This is a genomic window from Arthrobacter sp. NPDC093128 (assembly GCF_040683875.1).
Taxonomy (GTDB): Bacteria; Actinomycetota; Actinomycetes; order Actinomycetales; family Micrococcaceae; genus Arthrobacter.
In genome coordinates this window covers 124,742-135,827 of sequence record NZ_JBFBEY010000001.1, presented here as the reverse complement: position 1 = coordinate 135,827, position 11,086 = coordinate 124,742, and the positions used below count along the sequence as shown (strand labels likewise).

Here is an 11,086-nt window from a genome sequence, read left to right as displayed (position 1 = left end):
GGGACGCGCCCTGCCTGGCACTGAAGGCCAGCCGGGTTCCGGCATCTGCCTTGATGCCCCGGCTAATCCTGGATCAGGCTGCCTGTGCTGCCTTGATGGCTTCCATCACGCGGTCAGTGACCTCGTCGATAGCGCCGATGCCGTCAACCTGGGTCAGGATGCCGCGTTCGGCATACTTGGCCACAACGGCTTCGGTCTGCTCGTGGTACAGGTCCAGCCGATGGCGGATGACGGCTTCATTGTCGTCGCTCCGGCCCGTTTCCTTGGCCCGGCCGAGCAGCCGGTGCACCAGTTCCTCGTCATCGGCGGTCAGCTGCAGGACAACGTCCAGCTTCTGCTCACCCTTGGCGAGGATCTCATCGAGGTAGTCCACCTGTGCGGTGGTGCGCGGGTATCCGTCCAGGAGGAAGCCGCTTTCGACGTCGTCCTCGCTCAGGCGGTCGCGCACCATCTTGTTGGTAACGCTGTCCGGCACGAAATCGCCGGCATCCATGTACTTCTTGGCCTCGACGCCCAGCGGCGTCTCACCCTTGACGTTGGCGCGGAAGATGTCGCCGGTGGAGATCGCAACGACGCCGAGGCGCTCGGAGATCCGATCCGCCTGCGTTCCCTTGCCTGAACCCGGAGGTCCGATAATCAGCATTCTCGTCATCGCAAAAGCCCTTCGTAGTGACGTTGTTGTAGCTGCGCGTCAATCTGCTTGACCGTTTCCAGGCCGACACCCACCATGATCAGGATCGACGTTCCACCGAACGGGAAGTTCTGGTTGGCATTGATCAGGACCAGGGCGACCAGCGGGATCAATGCCACGAAGCCCAGGTAGAGGGCGCCGGGCAGGGTGATCCTGGAAAGGACGTACTGCAGATAGTCCGCCGTCGGCTTACCGGCCCGGATACCCGGGATGAAGCCGCCGTACTTCTTCATGTTGTCGGAAACCTCTTCAGGATTGAAAGTGATTGCGACATAGAAGTAGGTGAAGAAAACAATCATGGCGAAATAGAGCGCCATGTAGATGGGGTGGTCACCGCGGGTGAGGTTGTTGTTGATCCACTCAACCCACGGCTGGATCGGCTCGCCCTGCTTCGGCTGGTTGAACTGGGAGATCAGGCCCGGCAGGTACAGCATCGAGGACGCAAAGATGACGGGCACGACGCCGGCCATGTTCACCTTTATGGGAATGTACGTGCTGGTCCCGCCCACGGTCCGCCGGCCGATCATGCGCTTGGCGTACTGCACCGGAATGCGGCGCTGGGATTGTTCCACGAACACCACGAGGGCCACGGTGAGCAGGCCGATCGCCAACACCATGAAGAAAGTGCCCGGGCCCTGCGAGGTCCAGATGGCGCCCAGCGACGTCGGGAAGCTGGCGGCGATCGAGGTGAAGATGAGCAGCGACATGCCGTTGCCCACGCCCTTCTCAGTGACGAGCTCGCCCATCCACATGATCAGGCCGGTGCCGGCCGTCAGCGTGATGATGATGAGGATGGTGGTGATGACGCTCGCATCCGGAATGATGTCCAGCTGGCAATTGGGCAGCAGCTGGCCGGATCGTGCCAGCGACACCAGCGTCGTGGCGTTCAACAAGCCCAGGGCGATGGTCAGGTAACGCGTGTACTGCGTCAGCTTGGACTGCCCCGATGCGCCCTCTTCATACAGCTCCTGGAACCGGGGAATGACTACCCGGAGCAGCTGCACAATGATGCTGGCCGTGATGTACGGCATGATGCCCAAGGCGAAGATGGACACCTGCAGCAATGCACCGCCGCTGAACAGATTGACGAGCTGGTAGATCCCGCCCGAGGTCTGACCGTTCTGCAAGCATTGCTGGACATTCTGGTAGTTCACACCAGGCGAGGGGATGAAGGCACCCAAGCGGAAGATTGTGATGATTCCCAGCGTGAACAACAACTTGCGTCGCAGATCAGGCGTGCGAAAGGCCCGGCCAAATGCGCTAAGCAAGCGTCCTCCTGATGTGTTTATAAAGTCGTGTGAGATAGGTCAATAAAACCCAACAACCGAGTCTAACGGGTTGATGCGTCCTGCGAACAATCGGCGAGGTTTCAAATGAGAAAAAACTCCCGGTACGCAGGGCCTGGGCCCCGCGTACCGGGAGTTCTCACAACGGGCAGTTGCCCCGCCGTCCCCTATTAGAGGGCGGTGGTGCTTCCGCCTGCTGCTGCGATCTTTTCTGCGGCGCTGGCCGAGAATGCGTGGACCGTGACGTCAACCTTGACGGTGATGTCGCCGGTGCCCAGCACCTTGACGGGCTGGTTCTTGCGAACGGCACCCTTTTCGACCAGGTTCTCCACGGTGACTGCGCCACCTTCCGGGAACAGCTCGTTGAGCTTGTCCAGGTTTACAACCTGGTACTCAACCCGGAACGGGTTCTTGAAGCCGCGCAGCTTAGGCAGGCGCATGTGCAGCGGCAGCTGGCCGCCGGCAAAGCCAGCCTTGATCTGGTAACGGGCCTTCGTACCCTTGGTACCGCGACCAGCGGTCTTACCCTTGGAACCTTCACCACGACCAACACGGGTCTTGGCGGTCTTGGCACCCGGGGCGGGACGCAGGTGGTGAACCTTCAGTGCGTTCTGCTTCTCAGCAGCGGCGCCCTGTGCCTTTTCGGCGGTGTTCTTCTCTGCCATTTACTTCGCCTCCTCTACCTTTACCAGGTGCGGAACCGTGTTGAGCATTCCAACGGTCACGGCATCGGCGGTGCGGACAACGGTGTGTCCGATCCGCTTCAGGCCGAGGGACCGAAGGGTGTCGCGCTGGTTCTGCTTGCCGCCAATGGCGGACTTGATCTGAGTGATCTCCAACTGAGCGTCGGAGGGAATCAGGTTCTTAGCCATGACTCAGACACCTGCCTTCTGGTTCAGGAGAGCCTTCACCATTGCCGGCGGAGCGACCTCGTCGAGCGGGAGGCCGCGGCGTGCTGCCACTGCTGCCGGCTCTTCGAGGCGCTTCAGGGCATCAACGGTCGCGTGAACGATGTTGATGGCGTTGGAGGAACCGAGCGACTTGGAGAGGATGTCGTGGATGCCCACGCACTCCAGTACTGCACGGACCGGACCGCCGGCGATAACACCGGTACCGGCGGAAGCCGGACGCAGCATGACGACGCCTGCGGCGGCTTCACCCTGAACGCGGTGCGGGATGGTGCTGCCGATGCGGGGAACGCGGAAGAAGGACTTCTTGGCTTCTTCAACGCCCTTCGCGATTGCGGCAGGAACTTCCTTAGCCTTGCCGTAGCCAACGCCGACCATACCGTTGCCGTCGCCGACAACGACGAGGGCGGTGAAGCTGAAGCGACGACCACCCTTGACGACCTTGGAAACGCGGTTGATGGTTACAACGCGCTCTACGAACTGGCTCTTTTCGGCTTCGCGGCCGCCGTCGCGGCCACCACGGCCACCACGGTCGCCACGGCCCTGGCCGCGGTCGCCACGCTCGCCACGACGAGCGCCACCACGGCGGTCGTCGGCAGCAGCGGGAGCAGCGGCCTCAGTGGCCGGAGCAGCTACGGCTTCAGTCGCCTTCTGATCTGCAGACACAGTGTCCTTTTCCTTGTTTGCTTCCGTCACAGTGACAGCCCACCTTCACGTGCGCCGTCAGCGACGGCGGCGATCCGGCCGTGGTACTTGTTACCACCGCGGTCGAAGACAACTGCTTCGACACCGGCAGCCTTGGCACGCTCGGCGACGAGTTCGCCAACGCGCTTGGCCTTGGCGGTCTTGTCACCATCGAATGCACGAAGGTCGGCTTCCAGTGTGGAGGCGCTTGCCACGGTCAGGCCCTTGGTGTCATCGACAACCTGGACGAATACGTGACGTGCGGAGCGGTTGACGACCAGACGCGGGCGTACAGCCGTACCGGAGATGCGCTTGCGGATACGAAGCTGGCGGCGGCTGCGCTGGGCAGACTTGCTCTTGTTCGTACGCTTCTTGTTAATTGCGATCGCCATGGTTACTTACCAGCCTTTCCGACCTTGCGGCGGATGACTTCGCCTGCGTAACGGATGCCCTTGCCCTTGTAGGGGTCCGGCTTCCGCAGCTTGCGAATGTTGGCAGCAACCTCGCCGACCTGCTGCTTGGAGATACCTGAAACAGAGAGCTTGGTCGGGGTCTCAACTGCAAAGGTGATGCCGTTCGGTGCCGAGACGTTGACCGGGTGGCTGTAGCCCAGAGCGAACTCCAGGTCAGAACCCTTGGCCTGGACGCGGTAACCAGTACCGACAATCTCAAGCTTCTTCTCGTAGCCTGCGGTGACACCCTGGATCATGTTGGCGATCAGGGTGCGGGTCAGGCCGTGCAGCGAACGTGAGGCGCGCTCGTCGTTCGGGCGGGCGACAGTCAGGGTGCCTTCTTCCAGGGAAACCTCGATCGGGCTGGCCACAGTGTGGCTCAGCTCGCCTTTGGAACCCTTGACGCTGACGACAGAGCCGTCAACCTTGACCTCAACGCCGGCAGGAACGGTGATGGGGAGACGTCCAATACGTGACATTATTCTCTTCCTTTCCCGTTACCAGACGTAAGCGAGGACTTCGCCGCCCACGCCCTTCTTGCCGGCCTGCTTGTCAGTCAAGAGGCCGGAAGAGGTGGACAGGATTGCGACACCCAGGCCACCGAGCACGTGCGGCAGGTTGGTGGACTTTGCGTAAACGCGCAGTCCCGGCTTGGAAATACGACGAACGCCAGCGATTGAACGCTCGCGGTTCGGACCGAACTTGAGCTCGAGGGTCAGCTTCTTGCCAACCTCAGCGTCTTCTTCTTTCCAGGAGGCGATGTAACCTTCAGCCTTCAGGATGTCGGCAACGCGTGCCTTGAGCTTGCTGTACGGCATAGTCACGGAGTCGTGGTATGCCGAGTTTGCGTTGCGCAGACGCGTAAGCATGTCTGCGACGGGATCTGTCATGGTCATGTTGGGCTCTTGCCCTTCCTCATAACGGTTTCCGCCCTGCCATCCCCTCGGGGAATCGGCAAGGCCGGACCTTCTATGTAGCTAGATTAAGCTTCGGTCTTGAACGGGAAACCAAGCGCCTTGAGCAGCGCGCGGCCTTCGTCGTCGGTCTTGGCGGTGGTCACGACGGTGATGTCCATACCGCGAACGCGGTCGATGGAATCCTGGTCGATCTCGTGGAACATAACCTGCTCGGTCAGACCGAAGGTGTAGTTGCCGTTGCCATCGAACTGCTTGCCACTGAGGCCCCGGAAGTCACGGATACGCGGCAGTGCCAGCGTGACCAGACGGTCCAGGAATTCCCACATGCGGTCCCCACGCAGAGTTGCGTGTGCACCGATGGGCATGCCTTCGCGCAGCTTGAACTGTGCGATCGACTTGCGGGCCTTGGTTACCTGCGGCTTCTGACCGGTGATCAGGGTCAGATCGCGGACAGCGCCGTCGATCAGCTTGGAGTCCTTGGCGGCATCTCCAACACCCATGTTCACAACGACCTTGACCAGACGGGGAACCTGGTTGACGTTTTCGTACTTGAATTCCTCGATGAGCGTGCTCTTGATGGAATCCGCGTACTTGGTCTTCAGACGAGGAACGATCTTGCTTGCCGGAGTCTCGAGAGTCTCAGTCATTAGATGTCCTTCCCGGAGCTCTTGGCCACGCGTACGCGCACTTCACGCTTCACGCCATCGCGCTCAACGGTTTCGGTGCGGAAACCGACGCGGGTGGGCTTCTTGGTGGAGGGGTCAACCAGGGCCACGTTGGAGATGTGGATGGAAGCCTCGACGACCTCGATGCCACCGGTCTTGGAGCCGCGCTGCGACTGACCGACCTTGGTGTGCTTGGTTACGCGGTTAATGCCTTCGACCAACACGCGGTTGGTCTCCGGGAATACACGCAGAACCTTGCCCTGCTTGCCTTTGTCGCCGCCGCGCTCAGCCTTGGCGCCAGTGATGACCTGAACGAGGTCACCCTTTTTGATCTTAGCCATGGACTAGAGCACCTCCGGAGCCAGAGAAACGATCTTCATGAACTTCTTGTCACGAAGTTCACGACCAACCGGTCCGAAGATACGGGTACCGCGGGGGTCACCGTCGTTCTTCAGGATCACAGCTGCGTTCTCGTCAAACTTGATGTAGGAACCATCCGCACGGCGGCGTTCCTTCTTGGTACGGACGATGACAGCCTTGACGACATCGCCCTTCTTTACGTTGCCGCCCGGAATTGCGTCCTTGACGGTAGCGACGATAACGTCGCCAATGCCTGCGTAGCGACGGCCAGATCCACCGAGAACGCGAATGGTAAGGATTTCCTTAGCACCCGTGTTGTCGGCGACCTTGAGTCGCGACTCCTGCTGAATCACTATTTACTCCTTGCGTCGCGCTGGTTCTCAGACCGAAAATCTTCCTACGGAATGAGCCTTGCGGAACGGTTGATCGGGGTGTCTCTTGACCTGCCTGGATTTTGCCAGACCAGGCCTAAACTCCCGTGCCAAAAACATTTGCTTCCCAGGCGATTCCGACGGATCGGAGCTCAAGGGGGCACTATGCCGTGGCACGATTGTTTACGAGGTTGATGACGGCGCACGAAGGGCGCCATACAAACTCAAAATCTTAGCACGTTCCGGCCCCCGGACACTAACCGGCGACGGACCGGGACTGGCCCGGGCGCAGGACACGAAAAGGCCCGCTCCCCTTGCGGGGAACGGGCCTTTCTGGTCAGTAATGACCTAGGCCGGACAGGTCCGGCTCAGGGTTACTTGGCCTTTTCGAGGATCTCCACCAGGCGCCACCGCTTGGTAGCGGACAGCGGGCGGGTCTCGGCGAGGAGAACGAGGTCGCCGATGCCGGCGGTGTTCTCTTCGTCGTGGGCCTTGATCTTCGTGTTGCGGCGGATGACCTTGCCGTAAAGGGCGTGCTTCACGCGGTCTTCGACCTGGACAACGATGGTCTTTTCCATCTTGTCCGAGACGACGTAGCCGCGCTTCGTCTTACGGTAACCGCGCTCGTCAGCCTTGGCTGCGTCGGAAACAGTTTCCGTCACGTTCTCGTCCTTTTCACTCACTTGGCATCCTCCTCGGCCTCAACCGTTTCAGCCTTGTCGGCCTTCTTGGTTGCAGCCTTCTTGGACTTCTTCTCTTCCTTGGCTTCCACAACCGGTGCCGCTACCTCGACACGAATGCCGAGCTCGCGCTCACGGAGAACGGTGTAGATGCGTGCGATGTCCTTCTTTACCGCGCGCAGACGACCGTGGTTCTCCAGCTGACCGGTGGCGGACTGGAAACGCAGGTTGAACAGCTCTTCCTTGGCCTTACGGAGTTCTTCAACGAGACGCTCGTTGTCGAAACCGTCCAGCTGTGCGGATGCAAGTTCCTTGGATCCTACTGCCATTTCTACTCACCACCTTCGCGACGCACAATGCGTGCCTTCAACGGCAGCTTGTGGATTGCCAGGCGCAGGGCCTCGCGAGCTACCTCTTCACTGACACCGGAGAGTTCGAAGAGAACCCGGCCCGGCTTGACGTTTGAGACCCACCATTCCGGAGAACCCTTACCGGAACCCATGCGGGTTTCGGCAGGCTTCTTCGTCAGCGGACGGTCCGGGTAAATGTTGATCCAGACCTTACCGCCACGCTTGATGTGGCGGGTCATCGCGATACGGGCAGATTCGATCTGACGGTTCGTGACGTATGCCGGGCTCAGAGCCTGGATGCCCCACTCACCGAAGGAGACCCTGGTGCCGCCCGTAGCAGCGCCGGAACGACCCGGGTGGTGCTGCTTACGGTGCTTGACTCGACGTGGGATAAGCATTTAAGCCTGTCCTCCTTCTACTGCAGCAGGTGCAGCCTCAACTGCCGGAGCTTCGGCGGCCGGAGCTGCCTCCGCTGCCGGACGGTCGGTACGACGGCGGCGGTCACCACGGTCAGCGCCACCCGGGCGGCCCGGGCGATCGCTGGCACCACGGCCGCGGGACGGAGCAGCAGCTGCCTGCTGAGCCAGTTCCTTGGAGGTGACGTCACCCTTGTAGATCCAGACCTTCACGCCGATGCGGCCGAAGGTGGTCTTGGCTTCGTAGAAGCCGTAGTCGATGTTCGCACGGAGGGTGTGCAGGGGCACACGGCCTTCGCGGTAGAACTCCGAGCGGGACATTTCAGCGCCACCCAGTCGACCGGAGCAGGCGATACGGATGCCCTTGGCACCTGCACGCTGTGCGGACTGCATTGCCTTCTTCATCGCACGGCGGAATGCCACGCGGGAAGTCAGCTGCTCTGCAACGCCCTGGGCAACAAGCTGTGCTTCCATCTCGGGGTTCTTGACCTCGAGGATGTTCAGCTGAACCTGCTTGCCGGTGAGCTTTTCGAGCTCGCCGCGGATGCGGTCTGCTTCTGCACCGCGGCGGCCGATGACGATGCCCGGACGTGCCGTGTGGATATCCACACGGACACGGTCGCGGGTGCGCTCGATTTCAACCTTGGCGATACCGGCGCGCTCCATGCCCGTGGACATGAGCTGGCGGATACGGATGTCTTCGCGAACGAAGTCCTTGTACCGCTGGCCGGCCTTGGTGCTGTCAGCAAACCAGTGCGATACGTGATCGGTGGTGATGCCGAGTCGGAACCCGTGCGGGTTAACTTTCTGTCCCACTTAGCGAGCCTCCTCTTTCTCCGGGGTAGCGACTACCACGGTGATGTGGCTCGTGCGCTTCTTGATCTGAAATGCACGACCCTGGGCACGCGGCTGGAACCGCTTCATGGTCGGGCCTTCATCAACAAACGCTTCGCTGATGATGAGGTCACCTTCGTCAAACGCCACTCCGTCGCGGTCCGCGAGGACCCGGGCGTTGGAGATTGCTGACTGAACTACCTTGAATACCGGCTCCGAAGCTGCCTGGGGGGCAAACTTCAGAATTGCCAGAGCCTCGTTCGCTTGCTTACCACGAACAAGGTTGACGACGCGCCGGGCCTTCATAGGCGTTACGCGGATGTGACGCGCAATTGCCTTGGCTTCCATTGCTTTCCTTCTCTCGTCTTTGACGTAAGTGCAGGCGCCTAGCGGCGCTTGCCCTTACGGTCGTCCTTGACATGGCCGCGGAATGTCCGCGTCGGAGCGAATTCGCCGAGCTTGTGCCCGACCATCGACTCGGTGACAAACACCGGGATGTGCTTGCGTCCGTCGTGCACGGCGATCGTGTGCCCGAGCATGTCGGGGATGATCATCGAACGGCGGGACCAGGTCTTGATAACGTTCTTGGTGCCCTTTTCGTTTTCCCTGTCCACCTTCACAAAGAGGTGCTGGTCAACGAAAGGACCTTTTTTCAGGCTGCGTGGCATGTGTCCAGGCTCCTATCGCTTGTTCTTGCCAGTACGACGACGACGCACAATAAGCTTGTCGCTCTCTTTGTTCGGGCGGCGGGTGCGGCCCTCACGCTTACCGTTCGGGTTGACGGGGTGACGTCCACCGGACGTCTTACCCTCGCCACCACCGTGCGGGTGGTCAACCGGGTTCATGGCGACACCACGGACGGTCGGGCGAACGCCCTTCCACCGCATACGGCCGGCCTTGCCCCAGTTGATGTTCGACTGCTCTGCGTTGCCGACCTCGCCGATCGTGGCGCGGCAGCGCACGTCAACGTTGCGGATTTCGCCGGAAGGCAGCCGCAGCTGGGCGAAGCGGCCTTCCTTTGCAACGAGCTGGATCGATGCGCCGGCGGAACGGCCCATCTTGGCGCCGCCACCCGGACGCAGTTCAACTGCGTGGATAACGGTACCCACCGGGATGTTGCGCAGGGGCAGGTTGTTGCCAGGCTTGATATCAGCGTTGGCACCGGCCTCTACGAAGTCACCCTGGGACAGCTTGTTCGGGGCGATGATGTAACGCTTGGTGCCATCAACGTAGTGCAGGAGGGCGATGCGAGCCGTGCGGTTCGGATCGTACTCGATTTCGGCAACGCGGGCGTCAACGCCGTCTTTGTCGTGGCGACGGAAGTCGATCAGACGGTACTGGCGCTTGTGGCCACCACCCTTGTGACGGGTCGTGATCTTACCGGTGTTGTTACGGCCACCCTTTTTCGGGAGGGGACGTACCAACGACTTTTCCGGCGTCGACCGCGTGATTTCAGTGAAGTCCGCTACGCTCGAGCCACGACGGCCCGGTGTAGTCGGCTTGTATTTACGGATTCCCATAATTTATTTCCTCGTTAAAGTGGTCTCCGCTACGAGAGCGGACCGCCGAAGATGTCGATAGTGCCTTCTTTGAGGCTCACAATTGCACGCTTGGTGTTCTTGCGGGTACCCCATCCGAATTTGGTGCGCTTGCGCTTACCGGCACGGTTGATGGTGTTGATCGAGTCGACCTTGACGGAGAAAATCTTCTCCACAGCCAGCTTGATCTCGGTCTTGTTCGAGCGGGGGTCCACCAGGAAGGTGTACTTTCCCTCATCGATCAAGCCGTAGCTCTTTTCCGATACGACGGGTGCAAGCACAACGTCGCGCGGGTCCTTGATGGTGGCTGCACTCACTTGGCATCCTCCTCGTTCTTTGCCTTGGCGGCAACGAATGCCTCATAGGCAGCCTTGGTGAAGACAACGTCGTCAGAGACGAGCACGTCGTAGGTGTTCAGCTGGTCTGCGTACAGAACGTGAACATCTGCGAGGTTGCGCACGGACAGTGCGGCAACATCGTTGGCGCGCTCGATGACAACGAGCAGGTTCTTGCGCTCGGACACGCCGCGCAGCGTTGCCAGTGCATCCTTGGCGGACGGCTTGGTGCCGGCTACCAGTTCAGCAACAACGTGGATGCGGCCGTTACGGGCACGGTCAGACAATGCGCCGCGCAGTGCAGCAGCAATCATCTTCTTGGGGGTCCGCTGGCTGTAGTCACGCGGGGTCGGGCCGTGGACAACGCCACCACCGGTCATGTGAGGAGCACGGATTGAACCCTGACGGGCGCGGCCGGTGCCCTTCTGCTTGAACGGCTTGCGGCCTGCACCGGAAACTTCAGCGCGGGTCTTGGTCTTGTGGGTACCCTGGCGAGCAGCAGCGAGCTGGGCAACGACGACCTGGTGCAGCAGCGGCACGTTGGTCTGTACGTCGAAGATCTCTGCAGGCAGGTCAACCTTGACAGTGCTAGTCATTGA

Annotated in this window: 20 protein-coding genes; all 20 read right to left on the bottom strand. The window is 60.8% G+C overall.

Going from position 1 to position 11,086, the window contains the following annotated elements; genetic code table 11:
• Window positions 1-73: 73 nt before the first annotated feature.
• Window positions 74-643, bottom strand: coding sequence for an adenylate kinase (locus tag AB0N24_RS00700; RefSeq protein WP_364119067.1), 570 nt, complete (start codon window positions 641-643; stop codon window positions 74-76).
• Window positions 644-648: 5 nt separating this feature from the next.
• A complete protein-coding gene (gene secY, locus AB0N24_RS00695; protein WP_364119065.1) occupies window positions 649-1,959 on the bottom strand; it encodes a preprotein translocase subunit SecY in 1,311 nt (436 codons plus the stop codon).
• Between the two features lie 188 nt (window positions 1,960-2,147).
• The gene (gene rplO, locus AB0N24_RS00690; protein WP_011692793.1) at window positions 2,148-2,642 is read right to left on the bottom strand and encodes a 50S ribosomal protein L15; all 495 of its coding nucleotides are present in this window, start codon (window positions 2,640-2,642) and stop codon (window positions 2,148-2,150) included.
• Complete coding sequence (gene rpmD, locus AB0N24_RS00685) at window positions 2,643-2,849, bottom strand: 50S ribosomal protein L30 (protein WP_056626615.1); 207 nt, start codon at window positions 2,847-2,849, stop codon at window positions 2,643-2,645.
• Between the two features lie 3 nt (window positions 2,850-2,852).
• Entirely contained in the window at window positions 2,853-3,581 is a 729-nt protein-coding gene (rpsE, locus tag AB0N24_RS00680) for a 30S ribosomal protein S5 (protein WP_364119061.1), read from the bottom strand.
• On the bottom strand, window positions 3,578-3,961 hold the full coding sequence (rplR, locus tag AB0N24_RS00675) for a 50S ribosomal protein L18 (protein ID WP_364119058.1): 384 nt from the start codon (window positions 3,959-3,961) through the stop codon (window positions 3,578-3,580). Before rplR ends, rpsE begins: the two co-directional genes overlap by 4 nt.
• A gap of 2 nt (window positions 3,962-3,963) precedes the next feature.
• A complete protein-coding gene (gene rplF, locus AB0N24_RS00670) occupies window positions 3,964-4,500 on the bottom strand; it encodes a 50S ribosomal protein L6 (RefSeq protein WP_090575311.1) in 537 nt (178 codons plus the stop codon).
• 18 nt (window positions 4,501-4,518) lie between these two features.
• Window positions 4,519-4,917, bottom strand: coding sequence for a 30S ribosomal protein S8 (gene rpsH / locus AB0N24_RS00665; protein WP_018773673.1), 399 nt, complete (start codon window positions 4,915-4,917; stop codon window positions 4,519-4,521).
• An 86-nt stretch (window positions 4,918-5,003) separates the two neighbouring features.
• Entirely contained in the window at window positions 5,004-5,585 is a 582-nt protein-coding gene (gene rplE, locus AB0N24_RS00660; RefSeq protein ID WP_011692799.1) for a 50S ribosomal protein L5, read from the bottom strand.
• Entirely contained in the window at window positions 5,585-5,944 is a 360-nt protein-coding gene (gene rplX, locus AB0N24_RS00655; protein ID WP_104172036.1) for a 50S ribosomal protein L24, read from the bottom strand. Before rplX ends, rplE begins: the two co-directional genes overlap by 1 nt.
• A 3-nt stretch (window positions 5,945-5,947) precedes the next feature.
• On the bottom strand, window positions 5,948-6,316 hold the full coding sequence (gene rplN / locus AB0N24_RS00650) for a 50S ribosomal protein L14 (protein WP_003803789.1): 369 nt from the start codon (window positions 6,314-6,316) through the stop codon (window positions 5,948-5,950).
• 392 nt (window positions 6,317-6,708) lie between these two features.
• Window positions 6,709-7,017, bottom strand: coding sequence for a 30S ribosomal protein S17 (gene rpsQ / locus AB0N24_RS00645; RefSeq protein WP_104172035.1), 309 nt, complete (start codon window positions 7,015-7,017; stop codon window positions 6,709-6,711).
• The gene (gene rpmC, locus AB0N24_RS00640; RefSeq protein WP_104172034.1) at window positions 7,014-7,343 is read right to left on the bottom strand and encodes a 50S ribosomal protein L29; all 330 of its coding nucleotides are present in this window, start codon (window positions 7,341-7,343) and stop codon (window positions 7,014-7,016) included. Before rpmC ends, rpsQ begins: the two co-directional genes overlap by 4 nt.
• A gap of 2 nt (window positions 7,344-7,345) precedes the next feature.
• Window positions 7,346-7,762, bottom strand: a complete 417-nt coding sequence (gene rplP / locus AB0N24_RS00635) for a 50S ribosomal protein L16 (RefSeq protein WP_104172033.1) — start codon at window positions 7,760-7,762, stop codon at window positions 7,346-7,348.
• Window positions 7,763-8,596 (bottom strand): 30S ribosomal protein S3, encoded by an 834-nt coding sequence (gene rpsC / locus AB0N24_RS00630; protein ID WP_104172032.1) that lies wholly within the window; start codon window positions 8,594-8,596, stop codon window positions 7,763-7,765.
• Window positions 8,597-8,962 (bottom strand): 50S ribosomal protein L22, encoded by a 366-nt coding sequence (rplV, locus tag AB0N24_RS00625; RefSeq protein WP_003803798.1) that lies wholly within the window; start codon window positions 8,960-8,962, stop codon window positions 8,597-8,599.
• A gap of 38 nt (window positions 8,963-9,000) precedes the next feature.
• Entirely contained in the window at window positions 9,001-9,282 is a 282-nt protein-coding gene (rpsS, locus tag AB0N24_RS00620) for a 30S ribosomal protein S19 (protein ID WP_011692805.1), read from the bottom strand.
• A gap of 12 nt (window positions 9,283-9,294) precedes the next feature.
• Window positions 9,295-10,134, bottom strand: coding sequence for a 50S ribosomal protein L2 (gene rplB, locus AB0N24_RS00615; protein WP_104172031.1), 840 nt, complete (start codon window positions 10,132-10,134; stop codon window positions 9,295-9,297).
• Window positions 10,135-10,163: 29 nt separating this feature from the next.
• Window positions 10,164-10,469: a 50S ribosomal protein L23 gene (gene rplW / locus AB0N24_RS00610; protein ID WP_024366132.1), complete on the bottom strand. Its 306-nt coding sequence runs from the start codon at window positions 10,467-10,469 to the stop codon at window positions 10,164-10,166.
• A complete protein-coding gene (rplD, locus tag AB0N24_RS00605) occupies window positions 10,466-11,083 on the bottom strand; it encodes a 50S ribosomal protein L4 (protein ID WP_104172030.1) in 618 nt (205 codons plus the stop codon). Before rplD ends, rplW begins: the two co-directional genes overlap by 4 nt.
• Window positions 11,084-11,086 lie beyond the last annotated feature (3 nt).

What these genes read in the sequence shown, in the direction of transcription:
- rpmC (WP_104172034.1), bottom strand. Translation starts at nt 7,343, where the DNA reads ATGGCAGTAGGATCCAAGGAACTTGCATCCGCACAGCTGGACGGTTTC.
- rplV (WP_003803798.1), bottom strand. Translation starts at nt 8,962, where the DNA reads ATGGAAGCCAAGGCAATTGCGCGTCACATCCGCGTAACGCCTATGAAG.
- rplB (WP_104172031.1), bottom strand. Translation starts at nt 10,134, where the DNA reads ATGGGAATCCGTAAATACAAGCCGACTACACCGGGCCGTCGTGGCTCG.
- rplX (WP_104172036.1), bottom strand. Translation starts at nt 5,944, where the DNA reads ATGGCTAAGATCAAAAAGGGTGACCTCGTTCAGGTCATCACTGGCGCC.
- rplD (WP_104172030.1), bottom strand. Translation starts at nt 11,083, where the DNA reads ATGACTAGCACTGTCAAGGTTGACCTGCCTGCAGAGATCTTCGACGTA.
- rplP (WP_104172033.1), bottom strand. Translation starts at nt 7,762, where the DNA reads ATGCTTATCCCACGTCGAGTCAAGCACCGTAAGCAGCACCACCCGGGT.
- rpmD (WP_056626615.1), bottom strand. Translation starts at nt 2,849, where the DNA reads ATGGCTAAGAACCTGATTCCCTCCGACGCTCAGTTGGAGATCACTCAG.
- rpsH (WP_018773673.1), bottom strand. Translation starts at nt 4,917, where the DNA reads ATGACCATGACAGATCCCGTCGCAGACATGCTTACGCGTCTGCGCAAC.
- rpsS (WP_011692805.1), bottom strand. Translation starts at nt 9,282, where the DNA reads ATGCCACGCAGCCTGAAAAAAGGTCCTTTCGTTGACCAGCACCTCTTT.
- rplE (WP_011692799.1), bottom strand. Translation starts at nt 5,585, where the DNA reads ATGACTGAGACTCTCGAGACTCCGGCAAGCAAGATCGTTCCTCGTCTG.
- rplO (WP_011692793.1), bottom strand. Translation starts at nt 2,642, where the DNA reads ATGGCAGAGAAGAACACCGCCGAAAAGGCACAGGGCGCCGCTGCTGAG.
- rplF (WP_090575311.1), bottom strand. Translation starts at nt 4,500, where the DNA reads ATGTCACGTATTGGACGTCTCCCCATCACCGTTCCTGCCGGCGTTGAG.
- rplR (WP_364119058.1), bottom strand. Translation starts at nt 3,961, where the DNA reads ATGGCGATCGCAATTAACAAGAAGCGTACGAACAAGAGCAAGTCTGCC.
- AB0N24_RS00700 (WP_364119067.1), bottom strand. Translation starts at nt 643, where the DNA reads ATGCTGATTATCGGACCTCCGGGTTCAGGCAAGGGAACGCAGGCGGAT.